Origin of the sequence: Terrabacter sp. MAHUQ-38 (assembly GCF_014518425.1) — a bacterium.
Taxonomy (GTDB): Bacteria; Actinomycetota; Actinomycetes; order Actinomycetales; family Dermatophilaceae; genus Terrabacter.
In genome coordinates this window covers 767,655-792,755 of record NZ_JACVCU010000002.1, presented here as the reverse complement: position 1 = coordinate 792,755, position 25,101 = coordinate 767,655, and the positions used below count along the sequence as shown (strand labels likewise).

Genomic DNA, 25,101 nt, shown 5'->3' with positions numbered 1-25,101 from the left:
CCTGTCGACGTCAGGGCCGAAGCGACTGCTCCATGACGAAGTCGTCCTCGTAGGTCCCGCCGACGAGGAATCGTTTCTTGCCCACCCGCTCGAAACCGCTCTTGGCGTAGAAGCGCTGCGCCCGCTCGTTCTCCTGGTTGACGCCGAGCCACACGCCCGCTGCGCCACGGTCCCGCGCCCAGGCCAGCGACCGGTTCATGAGCAGGGTCGCGGCACCGGTGCCGTGAGCCCGGGGCAGGACATAGATCTTGGACAGCTCGACGGTCGGGCGGTGCCGGATCGCGGCCCGGACGTCGTCGTCCGAGGGCTCGCCCGCCACGAGCATCGCGTAGCCGAGCGTCTCACCTCTCCGCTCCGCGAGGAGCAGGTGGCGTGCAGGGTCGGCGGTGTACTCGGTGAAGCGTGCCGCGGAGAGCACCTCGGAGACGAACGCCTCGACGCGCTCGCGGGTCATCGAGGGCGGGCAGGCGAGCTCGAAGGTCGCCGCCGCGACCGCGGCGAGGGCGGGCACGTCCTGGCCGGTGGCCGACCGGACAACAGCAGCGGGATCGCTCGCGCTCATGCGTTGCGCCTCAGGCCGAGGGAGTTCCGATGCGGGAGAGCACCTCGTCGTGCAGCAGGCGGTTGGTCGCCAGGGCGTTGCCGCTCCAGCATCCGGGTCTGCCGTCCAGCCCCGTGAAACGGCCACCGGCCTCCTCGACGATCGCGACGAGCGCGGCCATGTCGTGCACGGCCAGCTCCGGTTCGGCGGCGATGTCGGCCGCGCCCTCGGCCACGAGCATGTAGGACCAGAAGTCGCCGTAGGCGCGGGTGCGCCAGCAGTCGTCCATGAGGTCGAGGAAGTCGTCGCGGCGTCCTCGCACCCGCCACCCGGCGAGCGAGGAGTACGACAGCGACGCGTCGCCGAGCCGACCCACCTGCGAGACGGAGATCCGCTTGGCCGACGACAGGGAGCGACCGGTCCACGCGCCCGACCCCTGCGCCGCCCACCAACGCCGCTGCAGGGCAGGCGCGGCCACGAGCCCGAGCACCGGCTCGTTGTCGACGACGAGTGCGATGAGCGTGGCCCAGACGGGCACACCGCGGACGAAGTTCTTCGTGCCGTCGATGGGGTCGATGATCCAGCGACGCGGGCCGTGCCCGGTGGTCTCGAACTCCTCGCCCTCGACGGCGTCGCGCGGGCGGGTCCGCTTCAGCTGCGAGCGCACGAGCTCCTCGGCGGCGCGGTCGGCATCGGTCACGGGCGTCAGGTCGGGCTTGCTCTCGACGACGAGGTCGGCCGCGCGGAAACGAGCGATGGTCACGCGCTCGACGGCATCCGCGAGGACATGGGCCAGTCGAAGGTCGTCGTCGTAGGAGGTCACCGAGTCAACCTAGCGGCATCGCCCCGCGGAGCGGTGGGAGCACCCGCGCTCCCACCGGCGACGTCACGCGACCGTGACCTGCCGGAGACCGTATGCCGTTGCGGCAGAGCGCCCGTCGGCCGAGTGGGGCCTGGCCGGGTCAGTGGTCCTCGCCGGCGCGGCTCGCCAGCAGTCGTCGAAGCGAGGCCAGACGCGAGGGCCCCGCCGGTCCGGCGTGCCCCTCGGTCACCCACGCGTCGAGAGCACACTCCTCCTCGTCATGCGTGCAACCGCGCGGGCAGTTCTCGGTGCCCGCGGCGAGGTCGGGGAAATGGTCGATGATGCGGTCGACGTCGATGTGCGCGAGACCGAAGGACCGGATGCCCGGCGTGTCGATGACCCAGCCGTCGTCGGCCCCGTGGGCTCCGTGCAGGCGCAGCGCCACGGCATTCGTCGACGTGTGCCGACCCCGCCCCGTCGTGTCGTTGACCGACCCGGTGGCCCGCAGCGCGCCCGGCACGAGGCCGTTGACGAGGGTGCTCTTGCCCACGCCCGAGTGCCCGACGAGAACGGACACCTTGCCGGAGAGCTTGGCGCGGAGGTCCTCGAGGCCGGAGAAGTCGCGGTCGGTGCGCGAGGTGACCACGTGGGCGACCTCGAGGGGGGCGTAGCTGGCGAGGAAGGGCGCCGGGTCGACGAGGTCGGCCTTCGTGAGGGCCAGGAGCGGCTCGAGGTCGGCGTCGTATGCCGCGACGAGGCAGCGGTCGACCATCCGGGGTCGAGGCTCGGGGTCGGCGAGGGCCGTGACGATGACGAGCTGGTCGGCGTTCGCCACGATGATCCGCTCGAAGGGGTCGGTGTCGTCGGCGGTGCGCCGCAGCACCGAGCGCCGCTCCTCGATGCGCACGATGCGGGCCAGGGCGTCGGGCCCGCCGGCGAGGTCACCGACGAGGGCGACGTCGTCACCGACGACGACCCGAGTGCGGCCGATGTCGCGGGCCTTCATCGCCGTGACCACCCGCTCGGGCTCCTTCTTGCCGAGCGCGCCTTTGGGCACGAGGCAGGTGTAACGGCCGCGGTCGACACCGATGACCATCGCCACGACGGCGTCAGAATGTGCCGGCCGTTCCTTGGTGCGGGGCCTCGAGCCCTTGCGGGTGGGGCGGACGCGCACGTCGCCCTCGTCGAGGTCCCGCCAGCTCATCGGGGCAGCACCACCGGCGCCGTGCCCGCGAGCATGCCCTGCCACAGGCCCACGAAGTCGGGGAGCGTCTTGCGTGTGGTCCCGATGTCCTCGACGTGCACGCCGGGCACACGCAGGCCGACGATGGCCCCGGCGGTGGCCATCCGGTGGTCGTGGTAGCTGCGGAAACGCGCACCGCGCAAGGGCGCCGGGGCTATGCGCAAGCTGTCCTCGGTCTCGGTGACGTCGGAGCCGATGCGCCCCAGCTCGGCCGTGAGGGCCGCGAGCCGGTCGGTCTCGTGGCCCCGGATGTGGCCGACGCCGCGGATCCACGACGGCGTCGACGCGAGCGCGGCGAGGGCCGCGACCGTCGGCGTCAGCTCCGCCGCGTCGTGCAGGTCGATGTCGATGCCGACGAGCTCGTCACCGCCGACCACCGTGAGCCCCGAGCGGTCGAGTCGCACGTCGGCGCCCATGGTGTCGAGGATCTCGCGGAGCAGGTCGCCCGCCTGGGTCGTGTGCTGCGGCCACCCCGGCACGCGAACGGTGCCGCCCGCGACGAGAGCCGCCGCGACGAACGGGCCGGCGTTGGACAGGTCGGGCTCGACGGAGACGTCGAGCGCGTTGATCTCCGAGGGTTCGACCCGCCACGTGTTGGGCTCGCTGTCGTCGACGATCGCACCCGCGTCGCGCAGGGTCTCCACCGTCATGAGGATGTGCGGTTCGCTCGGGACCGGCTTGCCGTCGTGGTGGACGGTGACCCCGTCGTCGTAGCGCGCACCCGCCAGGAGCAGGGCCGAGATGAACTGCGAGGACGCGGACGCGTCCATCGTGACCGAGCCGCCCGGCACGCGCCCGCGACCTTTGACGGTGATGGGCAGATGCCCGCCGTCGTCGTCGACGTCGACACCCAGTACGCGAAGGGCGTCGATGACCGGGCCCATCGGGCGGACCCGTGCCTGCGGGTCGCCGTCGAGGCGCACCGGCCCGTCGGCGAGCGCGGCCACGGCGGGCAGGAAGCGCATGACGGTGCCCGCCAGGCCGCAGTCGACGGTGACGTCGCCGCGCAGTGACTCGGGCGGGGTCACGAGCCAGTCGTCGACGGAGTCGGAAGTGACGTCGCCGTCGGGGGAGACGTCGTCGATCTGCACCCCGAGCGAGCGCAGCGCATCGGCCATGAGGAGCGTGTCGCGCGAGCGCAACGGGGACCGCAGGCGCGAGCGCTCGCTCGCCAGCGCGGCGAGCACCAGGTAGCGGTTGGTCAGCGACTTGCTGCCGGGCAGGACGACCGTCGCGTCGAGCGGGCCCCGGGCGAGGGGGGCGGCCCAGTCGGCCTCTGCCGTCAGGGTGTCGCCATCGGGCGCACCGGTGGTCACGGGTGACACCCCTGCGGGTGCCGGATGGGTCGATGGATCAGTGGGACTCAACTCAGCTCACGATGTCCTGGGCTCGGTGGGCGAGCAGGCGCGCCTCACGCTTCGCGGCCTGCCTGGCGTGACGGGCCTCGCGGCGCGTCGTCTTCGTGGCGTGCTGGGCGCGCCAGGCGAGGCCCGGCTTGCCCTCGGTGTCGACCGCAGCGAGCAGCAGACCACCGAGCAGGCCGACGTTCTTGAGGAAGAGGCTGCGGCTCTGCGCCTTGCGCGCCGGGTCGGTCTCCTCCCAGAAGGCGTGCTCGATCGCCGTCGTCGGCACGACGGACGCGGCCAGCACGGTCGACGCGAGCCGCGGCATGCGTCCGGTGGCCAGCAGGATGCCGCCGCCGAGCAAGGCCGCACCGTTGACACGGACGAAGAGGTCCGGGTCCTTCGCGGCCACCTCCACGCCGGGGACCTGGTCGGGCACCTTCTGGAGCAGGTGGGCGGCCTGGTCGGTGCGCGCGGCCGGGTTGCGCAGCGCCTCGACGCCTGCAGCGACGAACACGGAGGCGAGCAGCGGGCGGGCGAGTCGGCGGACGATCATGGGACTTCCTCCTCCGGCCGGCGGTCCACCGGAGCGGACCGTGGCCATCGTGGACCAGTGGACACCTACGGTATCGACATACCCGCGGTACGGGAGCCCGTGCCCCACCTGTGAGCCGCCCTCGGCGTCGGCGACACGGCATACGCTGTGGCGCATGTGCGGGAGGTACGCCGCGAGCGCGCGGCCTGACGAGCTCATCGAGGCCTTCGACGTCGACGAGGACCACACCGGCGAGCCGGCCCGCAGCGTGCTGAAGAACCCGCAGGCCCCGCCCGCCGGTGAGCCCGACTGGAACATGGCCCCCTCGAAGCAGGCGCCGGTCGTGCTGACGCGCCGGCCCCGCTCGAGCGACGACGAGGCCGACGCAGAGCCCACGCGTCAGCTGAGGCTGCTGACCTGGGGCCTCGTCCCGGCGTGGTCCAAGGACGTGACCATGGGGTTGCGCATGACCAACGCACGCGCCGAGTCGGTGCTCGGCAAGGGCGCCTTCGCCAAGGCGGCCCTCTCCCGGCGTTGCATCGTGCCCGCCGACGGCTGGTACGAGTGGCAGGTCTCGCCGACGGCCGTGGACGCCAAGGGCAAGCCGCGCAAGCAACCGTTCTTCATCCACCGCGCCGACGGCGCGCCGGTCGCGTTCGCGGGGCTCTACGAGTTCTGGCGAGACCCCGGGCTGCCCGACGGTGACCCGGGCGCGTGGCTCACGACGTTCACGATCATCACGACGGCCGCCGATCCCGGCATGGACCGCATCCACGACCGTCAGCCGCTCGTCCTCGAGCCCGAGCAGTGGCAGCGGTGGGTCGACCCCGACGAGAAGGACCCCGCATACGTCCAGGGCGTCCTCGAGTTCGCGCAGCCGGGCCGCTTCGTTGCGCACCCGGTCAGCCGCGCCGTGGGCGCGACCCGCAACAACGGGCCTGCGCTCGTCGAGCCGCTGCCGGCGCACGAGCTCGAGGGAGTGGTCGACCCCATGACCGGTGAGGTGATCGGCGCGTGAGCGCACCCATCCGCACGACCGTCCGCCTCATCGAGACTCCGGGCGGTCCGGGGCGCGCGCACGTGCAACGGCCACCCCGGTCCCGCGGCACCGTCGTGCTCGGCCACGGCGCCGGGGGAGGGCTGGGCGCCATCGACCTCGCCATCGCGCGCGAGGTCCTCGTCGGCGCCGGCTGGGCCGTGGTGCTCGTCGAGCAGCCGTGGCTCGTCGCCGGCCGCAAGGTCGCCGGTCGGCCTCCGACCCTCGACGCCGCCTGGGTGCCCATCGTCGAGGCACTCGTCACCGGACGCGGGAGGCTGCCGCGCCCCCTCGTCCTGGGCGGCCGCAGCGCCGGCGCCCGCGTGGCCTGCCGCACCGCCGGGCCGCTCGAGGCCGATGCCGCACTGCTGCTCAGCTTCCCGCTCCACCTGCCGGGCCAACCGGACAAGCTGCGTGCCCACGAGCTTGCGCTCGCCCCCGACCCGACCTGGGTCGTGCAGGGCACCAACGACACCTTCGGCACGCCCGACGAGGTGCGCCCCCACCTGCCTCCCGGCGCCACCCTCCTCGAGGTCCCCGGCGCGCACAGCTACCCCAGGAGCTCACGCAGCGCCCTGACCGAGGCGCTCACCTCGATCGCGGGAATGCTCCCCGGCTAGGTGTCGTTGCACGAGGCATGGTCACCTGCCCCACCCGTGCGCCCGAAGGCCTCACGGCCACCTCCGCGGAGCGCGGTCGGTCGACGCTGCCCGCCGGTCTAGGCTGGGAGGCGATGGCAAAGGACAAGAAGACCGACCCGAGCGCTGCCCTCCGGCTCGCCGACCCGAGCACCGACGACCCCGGCACGCCAGTGCGCACCTCGCAGGAGGTCGCCGACGCGACGGTCGACGTCGCCGGCGAGAGCGACGCCGAACGCCGGTCGCGCTTCGAGCGCGAGGCGATGCCGCTGCTCGACCAGCTCTACAGCGCCGCCCTGCGCACGACTCGCAACCCCAGCGACGCCGAGGACCTCGTCCAGGAGACGTTCGCGAAGGCGTACGCCGCCTTCCACCAGTACCGCCCCGGCACGAACCTCAAGGCGTGGATGTACCGCATCCTCACCAACACCTACATCAACAGCTACCGCAAGAAGCAGCGCCAGCCCCTCGAGTCCGACTCGGCCGAGATCGAGGACTACCAGCTGGCGCGCGCCGAGTCGCACACGTCGGTGGGGCTGCGCTCCGCGGAGGCGGAGGCGCTCGACCACCTGCCCGACAGCGACGTCAAGCGGGCGCTCCAGGCCATTCCCGAGGAGTTCCGCCTCGCGGTGTACTTCGCCGATGTCGAGGGCTACTCCTACAAGGAGATCGCCGAGATCATGGAGACGCCGATCGGCACCGTGATGAGCCGCCTGCATCGCGGGCGGCGCCAGCTGCGAGAGCTCCTCTCGGAGTATGCCGCCGAGCGCGGTTTCGTCGCAGCGGGCACGACCGGCGGCGCGGGCACGGAAGGAACCCGGGCATGAACGAGCACACGGCGAGCGCGTCGGGCGGCGGTGAGTCGCGCACCGACTGCTCCGAGGCGCTGCTGCGCATCTACGAGTACCTCGACGGCGAGCTCGGCCCCGAGGAGTGCGCGAAGATCCAGGCCCATCTCGACGAGTGCGGCCCGTGCCTCAAGGAGTACGACCTCGACACGACGCTCAAGTCGCTGATCAAGCGCTCGTGCGAGTGCGAGCAGGCGCCGGAGGCGCTGCGGATGACGATCATGTCGCGCATCTCGATGACCGTCATCCAGGTGCACCGCGACTGACGGCCCACCCGCGAAGTGACGCGCTGGTCACGTGCAGGTCAGGTGCTCGTCTTGCGCTGGTCTGGCGCCGGAAAGGACGAAAGGCCCGCCCCGACATCGTCGGGTGCGGGCCTTTGACGTCTGCGGCTCAGGCGTTGGGCTTGCGGCCGTGGTTGGCGGCGTTGCCCTTGCGGGAGCGGCGCTTGCGGGCGCGCTTGCTCATCGTCGGCTCTCCTAGGTGCATCAGGTATCGTGCCCATGCGGGCACGAAGACATGATTCTTCCACATCGGCCCGGAGCCACCCAATTCGGTGGCGGGGTTCCCCTTCAAACCTTAAAATCTTGGTATAGATCCGCCCAAGAGTTGGTCGGGTCTACTTCTGTGCGCCCCATGTCTTTGGCACTGTGATCATCGAGGGAAACCTCAGTTGTTCTGTGCTGCCGCACAACGCCCCTCCATGGCGCACGCATCCGGAACATCAACGCATTCAAGGAGCCCCCAAATGTTCGCTGCCCTTCTGTCGGCCATCGCCAGCACCGACTTCGCCACCCGCGCCATCATCTCCATCGCCAGCGTCTGGGGCTGGGGCGGCTGACCAAGCCGGACGCCGCTGCACGGCACCGGGGTCTTCTGAGGGCCCCGGTGCCGTCGCGCTACCGTGACTGATGTGAGTCAGGCAGCCACCGTCACCCTGCGGTCAAAGTGGTTGCCGGGCTACCTCGCGCTCGTTCTCGCGACCTCGCTCGCTGTCGGTGTCCTGTCGTGGCTCTTCCTACCGCGGCCGGACTTCGGGCCCCTCGTGCTGCTGTGCATCATGGGTCTCGTCAGCTACCAGATCCGCGAGCCCGACGTCGGCCTGCGGATCAGCTTCTCGTTCCTGTCGATCATCCTCGTCGCGTCCGCCGCGATCGTGGGCGTCTTCGGGGCCTGGGTCGTCGGCACGCTCTCGATGCTCATCGACCGACGCCAACCGCGCTGGACCGCCACGATGTTCAACGCCGCCATGAGCGGGCTGCTCGGTGCGGCGGCCGCCATGACCTACCGGCTGCTCGGTGGTGAATCCGGCGACGGCATGCTGCGAATGAGCACGGCCGAGCTGGGCACGCAGGTGGGCCTGCCGCTCATCGCCGCCGATGTCGTCGGATGCCTCGTCAACGCCGTGCTGCTCTCCGGCGTCATCCACCTCGACCAGGGAATCCCCTTCGGCGTCCAGGTGCGTCGGGTGCTGAGTGGCTCCGGCGTGGCCTACATCGGCTACGGCATCATCGGCCTGCTCTTCGTCATCCTCTGGTTTCCCGCCGGGCTCGAGGCGTTCAGCGCGCTCCTCGTGATGGCGCCCCTACTGGCAGCGAGGTGGGCCTTCATCCAGTACGGCGAGGAGCTCCGCTCGCACGAACGGACCATCGACACCCTCGTGACCGCTCTCGGCACCAAGGAGCCGCCGGCCGTCGAACGCAGCCGCCGGGCAGCAGCCCTTGCCGAATGGGTCGCCGAGGAGCTCGGCCTGCCGCCGGGACAGATCGGCACCGTGCGCTACGCCGCCACGCTGCACGAGATCGGCCACCTCGGGGTCGCGACGCGACTGCTACGTCGTCCCGTCGAGACGCTGACACCCGCAGAGCGTCGCGTCATCGACCGGCACTGCGTCATGGGAGCCCGGATGATCGAGGGCATCGACTTCCTCGAGGACGCGCGATCCGGCATCCGGCACCAGCACGAACGCTTCGACGGGGGCGGGCGTCCGGACGGCCTCGAGGGCGAGGGCATCCCCGTCGCGGCGCGCATCGTGGCCGTCGTGGCGGCCGTCGAGGGCGTCATGCAGGACCTCGAGGGCGGCCCCCCCGTGTCCGTCGCCGACGTGACGCGTCGGCTGCGCTCAGACGCCGGGCGCTTCGACCCTGACGTCGTTGCGGCCACCGCCGTTGCCCTCGACAAGCACGGTTGGCCCGCGACCTCGGATGCGACGTGACCGCGTGAACGGCGCAGTGCGCCGCGAGCCCGTGGCCGCCGTGCTCGGGCTGCTGGGCCTCGTCGTCTCGTTCGTCGCGACCATCCAGACCCGCGACCTCCCACCGATCGACGACCAGGCCGTGCTCGGACTCGTGGCGGCGTTCGCGGTGACCATCGTGCTCGGTGAGTGGTTCCACCTGTCGGCGCCCGGCTTCCGCGGGGCGGCGCCCATCGCGATGGCCTCCGCCTTCGGCCTCGCCCTGACGACCGAGCTCCCCGGTGGTACCAAGGTCCCGTACGGCGCGCCCTTCGTGCTCGCCGTGACGTCGGTGGCGATGGTCCTCGGCACGACCGTGCGCGTCGTGGCCGGCCGCGAGACGAGCATCGTGGAGACGACCGGGCGCTTCGTCGCGATCGCCTTCGTGACGGTGGTCTACCGCGTCGCGGTGCTGGGTCAGGCACCGGGCAACGGCGTGCCCGATGACGCGCCGGTGCCCTGGCAGCGCGCGGCCCTGATGCTCGGCATCTGCATGGTGGCACTCGTGACGGACGCCCTCTTCACGTCGGTGCTCCGGGCCGTCACCGTGACCGTGAACCTGCGCCGCACCTTCGTCGAGGAGTTCCGCTCCTCGTTCGCCCTCTCGATGGCCGTCACGGTCACCGGTGTCCTCATCGCGCTCGCTGCCCCGCCGCTCGGAGTGGCGGCCCTCCCGCTCTTCCTCATGCCGCTCGTGCTGACCCTCTTCGCGTTCCGTCGCTATGTCAGCATCCGCGCGACCTACCTCCAGAGCATCCGGACCCTGTCTCGTCTCACCGACGCGGCCGGGTACACCCCCTCGGGTCACTCCGAGCGCGTGGCCGCCCTGTCCGTGCGGGTGGGCCGTGAGCTCGGCCTGTCCGAGCGTGAGCTGCTGGACCTCGAGTACGCCGCGCTGCTGCACGACATCGGCCAGGTCGCACTCGTCGAGCCGATCCCCGGCGGGGCGACCGTGCTGGCGGCCCCGGCCGACCAGCGGCGCATCGAGGCCGACACGGTCGCGATCGTGCGCGAGACCGGCGTCTTCGAGGGGGTGGCCCAGATCCTCGAGCACCAGACGACGCCCTATCGCCAGGTGCGCGAGCTCGGCGAGGAGATCCCGCTGACGAGCCGGATCGTCAAGGTCGTCAACGCCTACGAGGACCTCACCGCTGGTGCTCGCAGCGTCCGGGCCCGTGAGGCCGCCGTGGAGCGCATCTACCTCGGGCTCGGCTACGAGTACGACCCACGCGTCGTCGATGCGCTGCTCAAGTCGATCGACAACGCGCGCGCCGACGCCTGAGACGGCCATCACACCGGGTCTCCCATCCTTGGTCGGCAACTCCCGGCGTGCCAGAATGGCGCCTTCGGGCAACCCCCGTCGCGAGAACGAGCTTGCAGGCCAGACCCCCGGCACTGTTCCACCAGTGAGGGCGCCTGCCCTCTTTTTCTCGATGCGAACGAGGTGTTCCAGCATGAGTGCGTTGCCCACCAGCCAGCTCTTCGACCCGAGTGACCCGGTCTTCCGCGTCCACGTGGGCGGAAAGCTCGGGGTACACGCCACGTCGCCGTTGCGGGATGCAGAGGACCTGTCCCTGCTCTACACGCCAGGCGTCGCCCAGGTGTCCCGCGCCATCGCGGCCGACCCGACGCTCGCGGGGGTGTACACCTCACGCCGCAACACCGTCGCCGTCGTCAGCGACGGCACGGCGGTTCTCGGGCTCGGCGCCGTCGGCCCGCTCGCCGCCATGCCCGTCATGGAGGGCAAGGCCGTCCTCTTCAAGCACTTCGCCGACGTCGACGCCGTCCCGGTGTGCATGGAGACCGGCACCGTCGAGGAGATCGTCGACGCGGTGGCGCGCATCGCCCCGACCTACGGCGGCATCAACCTCGAGGACATCTCGGCCCCGCGCTGCTTCGAGATCGAGCGGCGGCTGCAGGACCGGCTGGACATCCCGGTGTTCCACGACGACCAGCACGGAACGGCCATCGTCGCGCTCGCGGCCCTGCTCAACGCCGTGCAGGTGGTCGACAAGGAGCTGTCCGAGCTCACCGTGGTCGTCTCCGGGGCCGGCGCGGCGGGCGTCGCCGTGAGCCGCATCCTCGTGGCCGCCGGCGTGGCGGATGTCGTCGTCGTCGACTCGCGGGGCGTCCTCGGCCCCGGCCGGGACGACCTCGTCACGCACAAGGAGGAGCTGCGTGGCGTCACGAACCCGCGCGGCGTCACCGGGACGATCGGTGACGCCCTGGATGGGGCCGACGTCCTGATCGGGGTCTCGGGCGGCACCGTCGCCGAGCGCGACCTCATGCGCATGGCACCGCGGGCGGTCATCTTCGCGCTCGCCAACCCTGACCCCGAGGTGCACCCCGTCGTCGCGGCACGGTTCGCCGAGGTCGTCGCGACGGGACGGTCGGACTTCCCGAACCAGATCAACAACGTGCTCGCGTTTCCCGGAATCTTCCGCGGCGCTCTCGACTCCGGGGCGCGGCGGGTGTCCGAGGAGATGAAGCTCGCGGCCGCACGAGCGATCGCCGGCCTCGTCGAGGCGCCGACCGCGGACCGCGTCGTGCCCAGCGTGTTCGACGACCGCGTGGCGCCCGCGGTCGCCGAGGCCGTCTCGGCGCTCGCGCTGACCGCGTCGCGCTAGCGCGCCCCTCCCGCGAGACGGCGGGCGCCCTCCTCAGGAGCGGCGCCCGCCGCTGCCGATGTCGGGGTCCGGCTCGTCGTCCGGTGGGTCGGTCAGGCCCCGGGCCGCGAGCGCCTCGCCGGTTGCCCGCGCATAGGCGACGACGTGCACGACCGTGGGGACGACGACCGCGCGTGGGTCGCGGTCGAGCCCTCGGGCACGGGCCGACTGGCGCACCGCGGCGAAGGATCCGGCGACCCACGGCACCGAGCGCACGACGATCCCGAGCGTCAGCGCGACGACCTCGGGGTCGACGACGCGGCGCAGCGGACGCGCCGCCCGCACGACGGCGTCGAGCAGGTCGGTGACGGGAGTCGTCGCGGTGAGGATGCCGGCCGCGACGAACGCGTTGGCGATGCCGAGGACGACGTGGACGGCATACGCGAGGTCGTGCGACCACCACTGGAAGGCGAGCAGCACGACGAGGACGGGGAGCAGCGTCCGGATCGACCGGAGGAGCCGGCGCAGCGGCAACGCTGCGGCCACGGCGAGTGCCCAGAGGACGAGGGTCACGGCCGCGAACGGCCACGGCGACCCCACGAGCCAGGCCATCGCGCCCACTGCGATGACTCCGGCGAGCTTGGGCCACAACGGCATCCGGTGCAGCAGCGACGTCCCGGGCACGTGCGCCGTGAACAACCCCGGACTGGTCACGGCTCGTCCACGAGGTTCCGGTAACGCTCCACGGCCACGGCCGGCTCGCCGTCGAAGACGACCCGTCCGGCGTCGACGACGATCGTGCGGTCGGCGAGAAGGGCGAGCTCGAGGTCGTGGGTCGCCAGGACGACCGTCTGCGGCAGCGTCTCCAGAAGTCGCGTGAACCCTGAGGTGTTCCGGCGGTCGAGGAGGGTCGTCGGCTCGTCGAGGACGAGCAGGGCAGGGTCGGTCGCGAGCACGACAGCGAGCGCCATGAGCTGGCGTTCGCCGCCTGACAGCTCGTAGACGCTCTGGTCGCCGAGGTGGCTCAGGCCGAAACGTGCGAGGACGTCCTCGGCCGCTGCACGACGGTCGCTACGGGCGCGGTGCCGGCGCCGGAGGGACAGCTCGACGTCCTCGCGTCCAGTCGGCATGACGAGCTGCGACAAGGGGTCGGTGAAGCCGAACGCGACGCGGCGTCGCACCCTGGCGCCGTGGCGCACGGTGTCGAGGCCGTCGACCGTGACCGTCCCCGAGGTCGGGGCCACGAGGCCGTTGAGCAGGCGCAGCAGCGTCGACTTGCCCGACCCGTTGGCCCCGATGACGCTGACCCTGGCCTCGTCGAGCGTGAGGTCGACCGGCCCGAGGATGGTCCGGCTGCGGCCGTCCGGCGACCCGTCGGCGGGCAGGGTGACGGTGGCCCCTTGGACCCGGACCGACGTCACGAGTGCGTCACGGGACGTCAGGCACGCCGGCGACCCGGGCGGACCAGCACGTCGGGGAACGCACGGTGCACGGCGACGGCGGCGACGACGGCCACGACGTCCTTCACGAGGTCGCCCGGCAGGAAGGGCAGGTCGGCGCTGACGGCCGCTGAGAAGGGGAGGTCGAGGTTGACCATGAGGCCGGCGACGCCGAGAGCGTGCACGACGACGACCGTCGTGACGACCGACCCGGCGAGCAGCAGCGGCACCCAGAGCCCGGGCCGGGCGCGCCGGACGGTGTGGCGCGCGGCCAGCCCGAGGACGACCGCCGCGACGAGGAACGACACGAGGTAGCCGGCAGTCGGACCGGTCAGCACCTGGAGACCGGACTGCCCCCGGCTGAAGACGGGCAGCCCGACGAAGCCGAGGACGAGGTAGAGCAGCACCGCCAGACCTGCGCGAACGGGGCCGAGGACCAGGCCGGTGAGCATGACCGCGAGTGTCTGCAGCGTGATGGGCACGCCGAAGCCGCCGACCGGGATGCCCGGCACGACCGCGGCGGCAACGAGCAGGGCCGTGAAGACGGCCACGAGGGCGACGGACTGGGCGTCGACCCCTCTCGGCGAGGCGGGGAGGCCGATCCCTCCAGCGGCACCGGCCTGGGCCGTCGACGGGGCGCCCGGGGCCGTGCCCCGCGCGTGGGTGTTGTCGGTCACGGGCAGGACCCTACCGGGGTGTCCGGGAGCCGCCGGTCACTATGGTGCTGTGATGCTCGCTGCCTACGCCGCCAGTCAGTCCGCGTCCGACCCGCTGTCCGGCCTCGTCGTCGACGAGCGCCCGGACCCGGAGCCGCGAGACGGCTGGGTGGTCGTCGACCTCAAGGCCGCAGCGCTGAACCACCACGACGTGTGGTCGCTGCGCGGGGTGGGTCTCGCGCCCGACCGTCTGCCCATGGTCCTGGGTTGCGACGGCGCAGGCCTGGACCCCGACGGAAACGAGGTCATCGTCCACGCGGTCGTCGCCTCCGACGGTTGGCGCGGCGACGAGACCCTGGACCCGCGTCGCACCCTCCTGTCGGAGCTGCACGACGGCACGCTCGCCGAGAAGGTGCTCGTACCCGCGGGCAACGTCGTGCCCAAGCCCGAGCCGCTGTCGTGGGAGACCGCGGCATGCCTCTCGACGGCGTGGCTCACGGCCTACCGGATGCTGTTCACCAACTCCGGGGTGCAACCGGGCGGCACCGTCCTCGTCCAGGGAGCGGGTGGCGGCGTCTCGACGGCCCTCGTCCAGCTCGGCTCGGCCGCCGGCTACCGGATGTGGGTCACCTCGCGGGACGAGGTCCGAGGGCAACGGGCGCTCGAGATCGGCGCCGACCGCGTCTTCACCTCGGGGGAGCGCCTGCCCGACCGCGTCGACGCCGTCATGGAGACCGTCGGCGCCGCAACCTGGTCGCACTCGGTCAACTCGCTGCGCCCGGGCGGCACGGTCGTCATCTCCGGCGCCACGTCGGGCGACGCCCCGTCCAGGGCCGAGCTGACGAAGATCTTCTTCAAGCAGCTGCGGGTCGTCGGCTCGACGATGGGCACCCGTGAGGAGCTGGCGCAGCTGGCTCGCCTGGTCGAGCAGCGCCGGATCGAGCCGGCCATCGACTCGGTGCTGCCGCTCGCGCAGGCACGAGACGGCTTCGCCCGCATGGTCGACGGCGACGTCTTCGGCAAGGTCGTCTTCACCGTCTGACGAGGGTTGCCGTCCCGCGGTCAGCCTGAGCGGGTCAGCCCGTGTGGGCGGCGCTGACGTGCACGACCGCCGACACCCCATCGGCCGACGGCGGGTCGGCGCGCCCCTCGAGCCACTCGCACCACAACGCCGCGCGTAGTCGTGTGACCAGGACCCCCAGCTCGTATGCCGTGTCGGCGCCCACTGTGACCGTGAGCCGTCCGACATCGGCCGTCCCCGACTCGACGCCGTGGAGCGCCACGCGGACTGCCCTCGCGACGGCCTCGAGCCTCGTGTCGGAACCCGCGGGCGCGACCCCGACTGCGGCGGCCTCCGGGCTGCCCGGCTCGATGCCGAGCGCCGCGCGGACCGCCTCGACCCGACCGTAGCCGAACCAGTCGCCGGGGCCGGTCCGCACGAGGTCGCGCCCGCGCGGGTGCGCCTCGAGCGGCTCGTCGACGAGCACCCCGGAGAGGCCGCGCAGCACGGCTGCAGGTACCGCGGACACCTTGCCCTTGGCGAGGTCCGCGGCCGCCGCGATCTCGTCGGCGAGCGCCCGTGCCGTCACCTCGAGCGGTCTGCCGTCGGCGTCCGAGCCGCCGCGCAGGTCGTCGAGGACGCGCAGCCCGTGGGCGCCGAGGGCGAAGTCGACCTGCCCGACCCGCCACGGACGGCCGGCCGTGTCGCTGAGGATGACGCCGATGCGCGCGCCGTGCCGGGTGAGGACTGCGTCCTGGATCTGTTCGCACACCGCGTCTGGGTCGTGGGGGAGCAGCAGCCACCCGCCGCGGCCGCCGGTGTTGGACCCGTCGACGCCGGCCGCCGCCATGATCGGGCCCGCCTTGGCCCGGACGATGCGCGTGACCCGGTCACCGACCGCCCGCTCGGCCACGACGTGCTCGGTCTCACCGCGCACCACGCGGTCCTTGTCGGGGTCGTGGGTGACGAGCCCGAGCGCCTTGCTCGCGATCTTGCTCGACACGACGAGCACGTCGCCGTCCTCGAAGCGCACGCCGGCATGGTCGAGGCCGAGCTGGAGGACGTCGGCCAGGTCGTCGCCCTCGCGGACCTCCGGGATGCCGGTGAGCGGGGTGATCGTGATCGGCGCGGTCACGCCGGCGCCCGCTCCGCGCGCAGCCGCAGGCCGAGCTCCAGGGCGGCTCCCGCCATGTCGGCGGCGGCCTCGACCGAGCTCATCAGCAGCGGCCGGCGCACGACCTCGAGCCCGGGGCGGCCTTCTATCGGGTCGTCCTCGTCGACGAGCCACCCGTCGAGGAAGTCGGCGTAGAGCCCCGCCACGCCGGCGCTCGTCTCCTCGACCCCGATGGTCCGGAGGCACACGTCGGCGTGGCCGCGCACCGGGCGTCCGCCGACGAGGGGGGACACGCCGATGACGGGGGCGCGCGTGCCGCGCAGGGCGTCGCGGACGCCGGGCACGCCGAGGATGATCCCGATGGAGACGACCGGGTTGCTCGGGGGCAGGATGACGACGTCCGCGCCGCGGATCGCGTCGAGCACACCTGGCGCGGCGGTCGCACGGTCGAGCCCCGCGACGACGAACCGGTCGGCAGGCAGCTCGGCCCGGTGGCGGACCCACCACTCCTGGAAGTGGATCGCGCGCTGCTCGCCCTGCTCCTCGACCACGACGTGCGTCTCGACGGGGGTATCGGTCATCGGCAGCAGCGTGACACCCAGCTCGGCCAGCCCCCACCGTGCGGAGAGCCGCTCGACGACCGCACTGAGCGGCATACCCCGGCCGAGCAGCTGCGAGCGGTAGACGTGCGTGGCGAAGTCCTTGTCGCCCAGCGTGAACCACTGCGGCTCGGCGCCGAGGGCGGCCAGCTCGGCCGCGAGGTGGTGCGACTCGTCGGCGCGCCCCCAGCCCTGCCCCTCGTGGATGCCTCCGCCGAGGGTGTAGAGGAGCGTGTCGATGTCGGGGCACACCCGAAGGCCGAAGAGCGTGATGTCGTCGCCGGTGTTGCCGATGACCGTGAGATCGAGCTGGTCGTGATCGGAGCCGAGCGGGTAGGACTGTCGGGCGTGGTGGAGCAGGCCCCGGAGGAACCGGGCGCCGCCGACTCCTCCGGCCAGGGCGGTGATGCGCATGTGCCGATCCTCTCAGCCGTGCCGCTGGGCCGAGTCGCTCGGGGTGACCGTCGCGAATTCCTGCAGCGAATATCACCAACCGGCTTGACGTAGGGCGTATGACACGCATGTAATTTCATTGTTGTATTCGTCGGGGTCGCGTCATCGGGAGGAATGGACGTTTTGTCCATCCCCTCCGGGGAACGGTGTCGCCGGGTGCAGCAAGTGCTGACACAAGTGGAGTCAGGGTCGAGGAGGGGTCATGCACGAGCTGAAGGTGGTTTGGTCGGATACGGGAGAACAGGAGGGTGAGCTCTCCTGGCAGGAGCGCTCGCTCTGCGCCCAGACCGACCCGGAGGCGTTCTTCCCGGAGAAGGGCGGCTCCACACGCGAGGCCAAGAAGGTCTGCGTTGGTTGCGAGGTACGGGCAGAGTGCCTCGAGTACGCCCTTTCCAATGACGAGAGGTTCGGCATCTGGGGCGGGCTGTCCGAGCGAGAGCGCCGCAAGCTGAAGAAGCGCGCGGTCTGATCGTGAGGTTCGAACCCGGCGCCTCGCAGGCGTCCGGGTGAAGGTAGCCGCTGTGCCCGACGAGCTCGCAGAAGACCAGAACACCTCCGCTGACGCGGAGCGTGCGTCGTCCGTGTCGTTGTCCGCCCCTCCCTCCACCGGGCCGCGACCGAACGCCGAGGTCGACGCGATCGTCGTCGTGCACAACGGAGCTGCGTGGCTGGCGCAGTGTCTCGACGGTCTCGCCGCCCAGACACTGCCGCCAGCGCGGCTCGTCGTCGTCGACGTCGCGAGCAGCGACACGTCGAACGCCATCGCGCGCGCCCACTCCGGCGTACGCCGCGTGATCCCGTCCGTCGAGGTCGTACGCCTCGACGCGCGTGTGCCGATCGGCGATGCCATCGAGCGTGGCGTCGAGGCCCTGCCCGTCCCGGACGACCCGTCGTCGAGCTGGGTCTGGGTGCTGCACGACGACTCGGTGCCGCGCGGCAACGCCCTGGCGCAGCTGCTGCACGCCGGCATGCGCTCGAAGTCCGTGGGCGTGGCCGGCCCGAAGATCGTCGACTGGGCGGACCCCCGCCGACTCGTCGAGATGGGCATCCAGATCACCCGCACCGGTCGGCGCCTCGCGTCACCGGCCCGCGGCGAGGCCGACCAGGGCCAGTACGACAACCGTGCCGACGTGCTCGCCGTGAGCACGAGCGGCATGCTCGTCCGGCGCTCCGTGTACGACGACATCGGCGGGTTCGACCCCGTGTTCGTCGAGCACGGGGCCGATCTCGACTTCGGCTGGCGGGCCCAGCTCGCCGGCCACCGCGTCATCGTCGTGCCCGGGGCCGTTGTCCGCGACGCCGCCGCGGGCCTCGACGGAGAGCGCCCCGGTGGTGCACGGCCCCGCGAGCTCGAGCGCCGCGGACGTCGCGCGGCCCGACAGGTGACGCTCGCCAGGTGCTCGCCGCTCGCGGCGCCGTTCCTGGCGATCTGGATGGCGCTCTCGGCCGTCGTCGCGTCGCTGACGCTGCTCGTGGCCAAGCGTCCACGGCAGGCCTGGCGCGAGCTGACGGACATCACCGCCCTGCTGCACCCCTTCGCCACCTTCGGCGCACGGTGGCGGGGACGGGCCACGAAGCGGCTGCGCCGTGACCACCTCGGCACGCTGTTCGTCGCCCCCACGGTGGCTGCGCGCACGACCATCGACCACATCCAGGACGCCATCACCCCGGAGCGCACGCGCGCGCGCCGTGAGGCAGCCCTGACGACCGAGACCGGGCCCGTCGCCGACGAGTCCGAGTCGCTCGACAACCTCCCGGCATCGTTGCCGCGACGTATCGTCACGCACCCGGGATTCCTCGCCGTGGCAGGTGTTCTCGCCGCGTCGCTGGCTGCCTGGCGCAGCCCCATCCGCTCCGGCGCGCTGTCCCCGACCAACACCGGTGTGGCCGGCGGCGAGCTGCGCCCCGTCACGACGGGTTCGGCGGGACTCTGGCACGCGTTCCGCGACGCCTGGCACGGCGCCGGCCTGGGTTCGGGCTCGGAGTCCGGACCGCACCTCGCGGTGCTGTCGGCCCTGACCTGGCTCGCGGAGCGGGTTCCCGGCGTGGCCGAGAGTCGCTCGAGCGCCGGCGTGACCATCGCCTGGCTGCTGTTCCTGGCCCCGGCGCTCGGCGCGTGGTCCACCTATCTCGCCGGGCGCGTCGTCACCTCGTCCCGCCTCGCGCGGGCGGTCGGGGCACTGGCGTGGGGCACGGCCGGTGTGGCCGCTGCGGGCGTGTCACAGGGCCGCGTCACCGTCGCCGTCGTCCACGTCCTGCTGCCGTTCGTCCTCGCCGGCTACTGCCTCGCGGCCCGCCGCGACGGCACGTTCACGGCGACGTTCGCGACCGCCCTCGCCACCGCCCTGGTCGGCGCCTTCGCGCCGCCGCTCCTCGCTCTGGCGGCGGTCGCGGCCCTCCTCCTGCTCGTCCTGGGCCCCGGTCTGCGCCGCGCCCGGGCCCTGGTGTTGCTCGTCGCACCGGCAGCACTGCTCGGGCCGTGGGCGGCGCGCTTCGTCGAGGACTGGCGGTTGCTCCTGTCCGGTCCGGGACTGCTCTCGACCTCCGACGACGGTGGTCCGTGGGGCGTCCTCGCTCTCGTCCTCGGCGAACCGGGTGGCACGACGTGGGCTGTGTGGCTCGGTGCGCCGCTCGTCCTGCTCGGGGTGCTCGGCCTCGCCTCCCGGAGCCGCAGCCGCGCCGAGTCCGTCGGCCTCGCCGTCGGCGCGCTGGTCGCCGTGGTCGGCCTCGCCGGGGCTGTGGTCTCGCAGCGGGTGCTGCTCGGCTCCGCCGAGACGGGCGTCGGGCAGTCGGCCGCCGCCCATCTCTGGGCCGGCCTCGGCCTGCAGCTCTGGCTCGCCGGTCTCCTCGTCGGCCTCCTCGCCGGCAGCCGTCCGGTGCTCGCGTCGCTCGGTCGTCCCGGCCGCAGGTGGGGCTTCGCGGCGGCTGTGGCCGCGGCCGTGCTCGCCGTCGTCCCGACCCTCGCGGGGGCCGCGCTGTGGGGCATCGAGGGGATCGGGCGCACCCTGTCCGTGGGGCAGGCCACCCTGCCCGCGGTCGCAACGGAGCAGGGCAGTGGCGCCCTCGCCAACCGGCTGCTCCTGCTGCGCCCGTCCGACGACGTCGTGGACTTCGTGCTCGCCGGGCAGGAGCCGGGCGAGGTGCTGCGCGACCTCGACCGCACGCCGGACGCCGACGACGCTCCCCTCGTCGACGCAGTCGCCAACATCGTCGGCGGCCGGGGGGCCGACTCCCTCGACTCGACGGCTCTCGCCCGGCTCGGCATCGGTTTCGTGCAGGTGCGCGCCACCGCGGACTCCGCGCTCGCCCGCCGCCTCGACTCGTCCGAGGGGCTGAGCCGTCTCGGCACGAGCGAGCGGGGCATCCTCTGGAAGGTCCAGCCGCTCCCGGCGGCCGACGGCGGGACGCCCGCGACCGCACCGTCGCGAGCCCGGCTCGTCGACGCCGACGGCGGACTGCTTCAGGTCGTCCCCACGAGCGGTCCGCACGCCGCGGTCGACACGACCCTGCCGGCCGGCACCGGAGCCCGCTCCCTCGTGCTCGCCGAACCCTCCGAGTGGTCCCAGCAGGCGCTCGTCACCTTCGACGGGCGGCGCCTCGAGCCCGTCGCCGGCGCCGCCCAGCCGACGTATGCCGTGCCCCCGACCGCCGGCGTGCTGCGCATCGACCTAGCCGCGGCGCAGCCCTGGTGGCGGCTCGGGCAGGCAGTGCTCCTCGGTCTCGTCGTCTTCCTGGCCGTGCCCTTCGGAAACCGACGCTCGAGGAGGCGCGCATGAGGAACGTGTCCGGGATCGTCCGGGTCGGGGCGGTGGCACTCGTCGCGACCGGTCTCGCGGTCGGGGCGACCCGTGTCAGCGGCTCGGTCACCCTCGCGACCCCGGGGGAGCGAGCGGGCCTGCCCGAGTCGTCGAGCGTGCTCGTCGACGAGGCGTCGCTCGTCTGTCCCGGTCAGCAGCGCCTCGGTGCCGTGGGTCTGCGCGACGTCGAGGGCACGGTCACCGTCGCGGCCTCGGCCCCTGACGAGGGCGTCGTCAACGGCGCTCCCTCCGGTGGCGGCAGCGTGCAGCTGCTCAGCGGGCCGGCGTCCACCGGCCTGGCTCAGACGTCCTCGCGCGGCGAGGTCGCCACGACGGGTGTCGCCACACCCGAGGTCGTGATGGCCCGGGCATCGGGCGCACTCGCTCCGGGTCTCGTGGCCACCCAGGTCTGGCAGCACAAGGGCGACGACGACCGTGGTCTTGCAGTGACCCCGTGTCAGCAGCCGTCGTCCGACGCGTGGCTCGTCGGGGGCGGGGAGGGACCGTCGCGCACCGAGCGGATCGTCGTGAGCAACCCCGGGGCGAATGCCGTGTCGGTGTCGTTCGAGGTCTTCGGCCGGGCGGGCCGCATCGACGCCGCCGACGACCGGAGCATCTCCGTCCCGCCGCTCTCGCGAGAGGTCGTCTCGCTCGATGCCATCGCACCCGACGAGGGCGGGCCCGTCGTGCACGTCACCGCCACGGGTGGCGTCATGTCGGCCGTGCTCGACGAGCAGTGGATCCTCGGCGCCACCGGCCGCGGCATCGACGACTCGACGCGCGCCGCCGCGCCGAGCACCGACCTCGTGGTGCCGGGCGTCGAGACGGGCGGCTCCGTCTGGCTTCGCCTCGCCAACCCCGGCGACACCGAGTCGCTGGCCCAGGTACGGCTGCTCACCGACAAGGGGGCCGTCCAGCCCGACGACCTCCGGGCCGTCCGCGTGCCCGCCGGCACGACCCTCGACGTGGCGATGCCACCGAACGCGACGGCCATGGGCCTCGGCGTACGGTCCGACCAGCCGCTCGTCGCCGCCGCCTGGACCGAGCGGCGCGCCAGCGTCGCCGACAAGATGGGTGACTTCGCGTGGAGCCCCGCCACCCCGCCGCTGCGCGGTGTCGGAGGCGTCATGCTCCCCGGCCTGCCGGGCACGACGAAACGCCTAGTCCTGACCGCGGGGCCGGCCGACGCGAGCGTCCAGGTCCGGCTCGGCACGGGCAGCGCCGCCAAGGTGTCGACCGTCACGGTCCCCGCAGACTCGACGACCGTCGTGGCGGCCGGTGACGCCGACAGCGTGTGGGTCGTTCCCGGCAGCGGCGCCGTCAGGGCAGCGGTCTCCGTCGCCGGCGTCGACGGGAGCGTGCCCTACTTCTCCGTCGCACCGATCACCGATGCTCCGGTGCGCGCGCTGTCGGTGCCCGTGCGCCAGGTCCGCAACTAGCGACGACGCGAGCGGGCGCGGCGCGAGGTCACTCGCCGAAGCCGGGGTCGAGCTCCTCGGGGGAGACTCCGAGCAGGCCCGCGACCTGCTCGGTGACGATGTCGGCGACGAGTGCCGCCACGTCCCGGCGGTCCGTCACGCGAGTCTCGACGGGGCGGCGGTAGACGACGATGCGGGCCGGGCGGGCGTTCGTCGCGGGGTAGAGACGGCCGAGCGGCACCTCGCGGTGGTCCCACGGGGCGGGCCCTCGCGGGACGTCCTCGACCGCGAACTCGACTGCGGGAAAGGCGCGCCCGCACGTGGCCTCGAGCCGGGCGGCGGCGTCGAGCACGAAGTCGTCGAACTCGTCGCGACGCGAGGTCATCGCCGGGACCGGCGGCCAGGCCAGGGGCCCGCGTCGTCCACGGCCATGTCGGTCGCGTCGACGGCGACGCCCGGGAGTGCGGGGCTCGAGGGTGTCCACGGCTCCACTGTAGATCGGGGGAGCGCCCTCGCACGGACCTCTCGAGGCTCGCGGGCGCGAGACCAGTCGCAGGGCGGGCGGAGGTGGGACGGCGTACGCAGGGCGGATCCCGCCTCGGACGGCGTGGTGATTCGTCCTCGTCGGGGGCGCGGACTAGAGTCCCGGATCGTGGGTCTGACACGTGGTTGCTCGAAGACGGGATGCGCTCGCCCGGCCGTCGCGACCCTGACCTACGCGTACGCCGACCGCGCCGTCGTCGTCGGCCCGCTCGCGACGTACGCCGAACCGCACACCTACGACCTGTGCCTCGAGCACGCCGAGCGGATGACGGCGCCCCGGGGGTGGGAGGTCGTGCGTGTGGGGGGCGAGTTCCCCGAGCCCGCACTCGCTGCAGACGACCTGCTCGCCCTCGCCGACGCCGTGCGGGAGGCCGGGCGACCCCGCACGAGCCGCCCGGCAGACGCGCGTACCGCCTCGCGCGGACAGGCCAACGCCGAGGCCGACTCCGGGGCCGTCGAGTCGAGGCGCCGCGGACACCTACGCATCCTCAAGGACTCCTGACCACTAGGGTGTTCGGCGTGCCGCACCTCGCAGACTTCGTCAAGGCCTATGACGTTCGTGGGATCGTCCCCGACCAGCTCTCGCCCGAGGTGGCTCACGCCCTCGGCGTCGCCTTCGCCGAGGTGGTCGCCGTCCCCGACGGTGCGAGCGGCGTCGTCGTCGGCCACGACATGCGCCCGAGCTCGCCCGAGCTCTCGTCGGCCTTCGCCGCGGGCGTGACCTCGCGCGGTGTCGACGTCACGCTCATCGGACTCTGCTCCACCGACGGCCTCTACTACGCGAGCGGTGCGCTCGACCTTCCCGGCGCGATGTTCACGGCGAGCCACAACCCGGCGCAGTACAACGGCATCAAGCTGTGCCGCTCTGCCGCGCGACCCGTCGGCCAGGACTCCGGCCTCGCGGAGATCCGCGACCTCGCGCAATGGCTGCTCGACGGTGGCACGGGCCTGGCGCACCCTGCCGGCGGGCCGGGATCGGTGACGACGCGCGACCTGCTCGCCGACTACGCCGGGTTCCTGCGCGGGCTCGTCGACCTCTCCGGCTCGCGACCGCTCAAGGTCGTCGTCGACGCCGGCAACGGCATGGGCGGGCACACGGTGCCCGCCGTTCTCGGAACCGGCGCCGGCCTGCCCGAGCTTCCCCTCGAGGTCGTGCCGCTCTACTTCGAGCTCGACGGCACCTTCCCGAACCACGAGGCAAACCCGCTCGACCCGGCCAACCTCGTGGACCTTCAGGCCGCGGTGCGCGAGCACGGCGCCGACCTCGGGCTCGCGTTCGACGGTGATGCCGACCGATGCTTCGTCGTCGACGCCGACGGTGAGCCCGTCTCCCCGAGCGCCGTCACCGGTCTGGTCGCCGTGCGCGAGATCAACCGGGCCCGCGAGGCAGGAGACACCGACGTAGCGATCGTCCACAACGTCATCTCGAGCGCCGCGGTCCGCGAGATCGTCCTCGAGTCCGACGCGACCCCGGTCCGCACCCGCGTCGGCCATTCCTTCATCAAGGCCGAGATGGCCCGTGCGGGAGCGGTTTTCGGCGGCGAGCACTCCGCCCACTACTACTTCCGCGACTTCTGGTTCGCCGACACCGGCATGCTGGCCGCGATGCACGTGCTGGCCGCCCTCGGAGAGCAGGACGGGCCGCTGTCGGCGCTCACCGACGACTACGAACGCTATGTCGCGTCCGGCGAGATCAACTCGACGGTGAATGACTCGGCGGCCGTCGTCGAACAGGTGCGAGCGTGGGCGCAGGTGCGCGGGGCCGTCACCGACGAGCTCGACGGCCTCACCGTCAACTGTCCCGACGGGACCTCGCCCATGTGGTGGTTCAACGTGCGCGCGTCCAACACCGAGCCGCTCCTGCGCCTCAACGTCGAGGCCGGCGACCGTGAGACGATGCAAAACGTGCGCGACGAGCTGCTCGCCCTCATCAGGTCCAGCGGCACCGCGCGCGACGAGATCGGGTCAACCGCCGCCCAGGACGCAGGAGACGCTTCGTGAGCCAGAGCCAGCAGACGATCGAGCCGTGGCTGCGGGAGATCATCCGGTGTCCGCAGTGCAAGGGTGAGGTGACCGACGCGGTCCACACCGCGGACGACGCGGCGGACGACGCGGCGCGCGACACGGCGGGCGATACAGGGGGCGACACGGAGGTGGTCGAGCTGCGGTGCGGCACCTGCCACCTGGCCTACCCCGTCGAGGGCGGCGTGCCCGTCCTGCTCGTCGACCTCGCGCGCCGCACCGACGGCTGAGGCCC

26 protein-coding genes are annotated in these 25,101 nt (G+C 72.7%); 14 read left to right on the top strand and 12 right to left on the bottom strand.

Annotated features, from left to right (window positions below):
- Positions 1-10: 10 nt before the first annotated feature.
- From H9I49_RS10610 to H9I49_RS10590, 5 genes are all read right to left on the bottom strand, one after another.
- Positions 11-562, bottom strand: a complete 552-nt coding sequence (locus H9I49_RS10610) for a GNAT family N-acetyltransferase (RefSeq protein WP_188030292.1) — start codon at positions 560-562, stop codon at positions 11-13.
- A 10-nt stretch (positions 563-572) separates the two neighbouring features.
- On the bottom strand, positions 573-1,364 hold the full coding sequence (hisN, locus tag H9I49_RS10605) for a histidinol-phosphatase (RefSeq protein WP_188030291.1): 792 nt from the start codon (positions 1,362-1,364) through the stop codon (positions 573-575).
- Between the two features lie 139 nt (positions 1,365-1,503).
- On the bottom strand, positions 1,504-2,547 hold the full coding sequence (gene rsgA / locus H9I49_RS10600; protein ID WP_188030290.1) for a ribosome small subunit-dependent GTPase A: 1,044 nt from the start codon (positions 2,545-2,547) through the stop codon (positions 1,504-1,506).
- The gene (gene aroA, locus H9I49_RS10595; protein WP_370587524.1) at positions 2,544-3,902 is read right to left on the bottom strand and encodes a 3-phosphoshikimate 1-carboxyvinyltransferase; all 1,359 of its coding nucleotides are present in this window, start codon (positions 3,900-3,902) and stop codon (positions 2,544-2,546) included. The genes rsgA and aroA overlap by 4 nt, the downstream gene beginning before the upstream one ends.
- A gap of 52 nt (positions 3,903-3,954) precedes the next feature.
- The gene (locus tag H9I49_RS10590) at positions 3,955-4,485 is read right to left on the bottom strand and encodes a DoxX family protein (RefSeq protein WP_188030288.1); all 531 of its coding nucleotides are present in this window, start codon (positions 4,483-4,485) and stop codon (positions 3,955-3,957) included.
- A gap of 154 nt (positions 4,486-4,639) precedes the next feature.
- Here H9I49_RS10590 and H9I49_RS10585 point away from each other — a divergent pair, with 154 nt between their 5' ends.
- From H9I49_RS10585 to rsrA, 4 genes are read left to right on the top strand one after another with little or no spacing between them, the layout of a single operon-like run.
- Positions 4,640-5,482, top strand: coding sequence for an SOS response-associated peptidase (locus H9I49_RS10585; RefSeq protein ID WP_188030287.1), 843 nt, complete (start codon positions 4,640-4,642; stop codon positions 5,480-5,482).
- Positions 5,479-6,120: an alpha/beta family hydrolase gene (locus tag H9I49_RS10580; RefSeq protein ID WP_188030286.1), complete on the top strand. Its 642-nt coding sequence runs from the start codon at positions 5,479-5,481 to the stop codon at positions 6,118-6,120. The genes H9I49_RS10585 and H9I49_RS10580 overlap by 4 nt, the downstream gene beginning before the upstream one ends.
- A 17-nt stretch (positions 6,121-6,137) precedes the next feature.
- The gene (locus H9I49_RS10575; protein WP_370587523.1) at positions 6,138-6,965 is read left to right on the top strand and encodes a sigma-70 family RNA polymerase sigma factor; all 828 of its coding nucleotides are present in this window, start codon (positions 6,138-6,140) and stop codon (positions 6,963-6,965) included.
- Entirely contained in the window at positions 6,962-7,252 is a 291-nt protein-coding gene (rsrA, locus tag H9I49_RS10570; protein ID WP_188030284.1) for a mycothiol system anti-sigma-R factor, read from the top strand. The genes H9I49_RS10575 and rsrA overlap by 4 nt, the downstream gene beginning before the upstream one ends.
- A gap of 127 nt (positions 7,253-7,379) precedes the next feature.
- Here rsrA and H9I49_RS24425 read toward each other — a convergent pair whose 3' ends face one another.
- The gene (locus H9I49_RS24425) at positions 7,380-7,454 is read right to left on the bottom strand and encodes a 50S ribosomal protein bL37 (RefSeq protein ID WP_369791897.1); all 75 of its coding nucleotides are present in this window, start codon (positions 7,452-7,454) and stop codon (positions 7,380-7,382) included.
- 445 nt (positions 7,455-7,899) lie between these two features.
- Between H9I49_RS24425 and H9I49_RS10565 the strand changes: the two genes are divergently transcribed.
- The 3 genes from H9I49_RS10565 to H9I49_RS10555 all read left to right on the top strand — a co-directional run bounded on the left by H9I49_RS10565 (position 7,900) and on the right by H9I49_RS10555 (position 11,846).
- Positions 7,900-9,201, top strand: coding sequence for an HD domain-containing phosphohydrolase (locus H9I49_RS10565; protein WP_188030283.1), 1,302 nt, complete (start codon positions 7,900-7,902; stop codon positions 9,199-9,201).
- Positions 9,202-9,205: 4 nt separating this feature from the next.
- A complete protein-coding gene (locus tag H9I49_RS10560; RefSeq protein WP_370587522.1) occupies positions 9,206-10,501 on the top strand; it encodes an HD-GYP domain-containing protein in 1,296 nt (431 codons plus the stop codon).
- Positions 10,502-10,673: 172 nt separating this feature from the next.
- Entirely contained in the window at positions 10,674-11,846 is a 1,173-nt protein-coding gene (locus tag H9I49_RS10555; RefSeq protein WP_188030281.1) for an NADP-dependent malic enzyme, read from the top strand.
- A gap of 33 nt (positions 11,847-11,879) precedes the next feature.
- Here H9I49_RS10555 and H9I49_RS10550 read toward each other — a convergent pair whose 3' ends face one another.
- The 3 genes from H9I49_RS10550 to H9I49_RS10540 are packed head-to-tail and all read right to left on the bottom strand — an operon-like array spanning position 11,880 to position 13,941.
- Positions 11,880-12,539: a CbiQ family ECF transporter T component gene (locus H9I49_RS10550; protein ID WP_370587521.1), complete on the bottom strand. Its 660-nt coding sequence runs from the start codon at positions 12,537-12,539 to the stop codon at positions 11,880-11,882.
- Positions 12,536-13,246 carry an ABC transporter ATP-binding protein gene (locus H9I49_RS10545; protein WP_188030280.1) on the bottom strand — a complete coding sequence of 237 codons (711 nt, stop codon included), beginning with the start codon at positions 13,244-13,246 and terminating at the stop codon, positions 12,536-12,538. Before H9I49_RS10545 ends, H9I49_RS10550 begins: the two co-directional genes overlap by 4 nt.
- A 17-nt stretch (positions 13,247-13,263) precedes the next feature.
- The gene (locus H9I49_RS10540) at positions 13,264-13,941 is read right to left on the bottom strand and encodes a biotin transporter BioY (RefSeq protein ID WP_370587520.1); all 678 of its coding nucleotides are present in this window, start codon (positions 13,939-13,941) and stop codon (positions 13,264-13,266) included.
- A gap of 52 nt (positions 13,942-13,993) precedes the next feature.
- Here H9I49_RS10540 and H9I49_RS10535 point away from each other — a divergent pair, with 52 nt between their 5' ends.
- Positions 13,994-14,962: a zinc-binding dehydrogenase gene (locus H9I49_RS10535; RefSeq protein ID WP_188030279.1), complete on the top strand. Its 969-nt coding sequence runs from the start codon at positions 13,994-13,996 to the stop codon at positions 14,960-14,962.
- Positions 14,963-14,996: 34 nt separating this feature from the next.
- Here H9I49_RS10535 and H9I49_RS10530 read toward each other — a convergent pair whose 3' ends face one another.
- Together H9I49_RS10530 and cofD are read right to left on the bottom strand one after the other, a co-directional pair.
- Complete coding sequence (locus tag H9I49_RS10530) at positions 14,997-16,055, bottom strand: coenzyme F420-0:L-glutamate ligase (protein WP_188030278.1); 1,059 nt, start codon at positions 16,053-16,055, stop codon at positions 14,997-14,999.
- Positions 16,052-17,047 (bottom strand): 2-phospho-L-lactate transferase, encoded by a 996-nt coding sequence (cofD, locus tag H9I49_RS10525; protein ID WP_188030277.1) that lies wholly within the window; start codon positions 17,045-17,047, stop codon positions 16,052-16,054. The genes H9I49_RS10530 and cofD overlap by 4 nt, the downstream gene beginning before the upstream one ends.
- Before the next feature lie 241 nt (positions 17,048-17,288).
- Here cofD and H9I49_RS10520 point away from each other — a divergent pair, with 241 nt between their 5' ends.
- From H9I49_RS10520 to H9I49_RS10510, 3 genes are read left to right on the top strand one after another with little or no spacing between them, the layout of a single operon-like run.
- Positions 17,289-17,555, top strand: a complete 267-nt coding sequence (locus tag H9I49_RS10520; RefSeq protein WP_188030276.1) for a WhiB family transcriptional regulator — start codon at positions 17,289-17,291, stop codon at positions 17,553-17,555.
- A gap of 52 nt (positions 17,556-17,607) precedes the next feature.
- On the top strand, positions 17,608-20,862 hold the full coding sequence (locus H9I49_RS10515) for a glycosyltransferase family 2 protein (RefSeq protein ID WP_188030275.1): 3,255 nt from the start codon (positions 17,608-17,610) through the stop codon (positions 20,860-20,862).
- Positions 20,859-22,322, top strand: a complete 1,464-nt coding sequence (locus H9I49_RS10510; protein WP_188030274.1) for a DUF5719 family protein — start codon at positions 20,859-20,861, stop codon at positions 22,320-22,322. The genes H9I49_RS10515 and H9I49_RS10510 overlap by 4 nt, the downstream gene beginning before the upstream one ends.
- Before the next feature lie 28 nt (positions 22,323-22,350).
- On the opposite strand, the gene H9I49_RS10505 is transcribed toward H9I49_RS10510, so the two are convergent.
- Complete coding sequence (locus tag H9I49_RS10505; RefSeq protein ID WP_045193300.1) at positions 22,351-22,686, bottom strand: metallopeptidase family protein; 336 nt, start codon at positions 22,684-22,686, stop codon at positions 22,351-22,353.
- Between the two features lie 267 nt (positions 22,687-22,953).
- On the opposite strand from H9I49_RS10505, the gene H9I49_RS10500 reads away from it, so the two are divergent.
- The 3 genes from H9I49_RS10500 to H9I49_RS10490 are packed head-to-tail and all read left to right on the top strand — an operon-like array spanning position 22,954 to position 25,096.
- Complete coding sequence (locus tag H9I49_RS10500; RefSeq protein ID WP_188030273.1) at positions 22,954-23,346, top strand: DUF3499 domain-containing protein; 393 nt, start codon at positions 22,954-22,956, stop codon at positions 23,344-23,346.
- Between the two features lie 8 nt (positions 23,347-23,354).
- On the top strand, positions 23,355-24,845 hold the full coding sequence (locus tag H9I49_RS10495) for a phosphomannomutase/phosphoglucomutase (RefSeq protein ID WP_188030272.1): 1,491 nt from the start codon (positions 23,355-23,357) through the stop codon (positions 24,843-24,845).
- Positions 24,842-25,096 carry a Trm112 family protein gene (locus H9I49_RS10490; protein WP_188030271.1) on the top strand — a complete coding sequence of 85 codons (255 nt, stop codon included), beginning with the start codon at positions 24,842-24,844 and terminating at the stop codon, positions 25,094-25,096. The genes H9I49_RS10495 and H9I49_RS10490 overlap by 4 nt, the downstream gene beginning before the upstream one ends.
- The last annotated feature ends 5 nt before the right edge of the window (positions 25,097-25,101 follow it).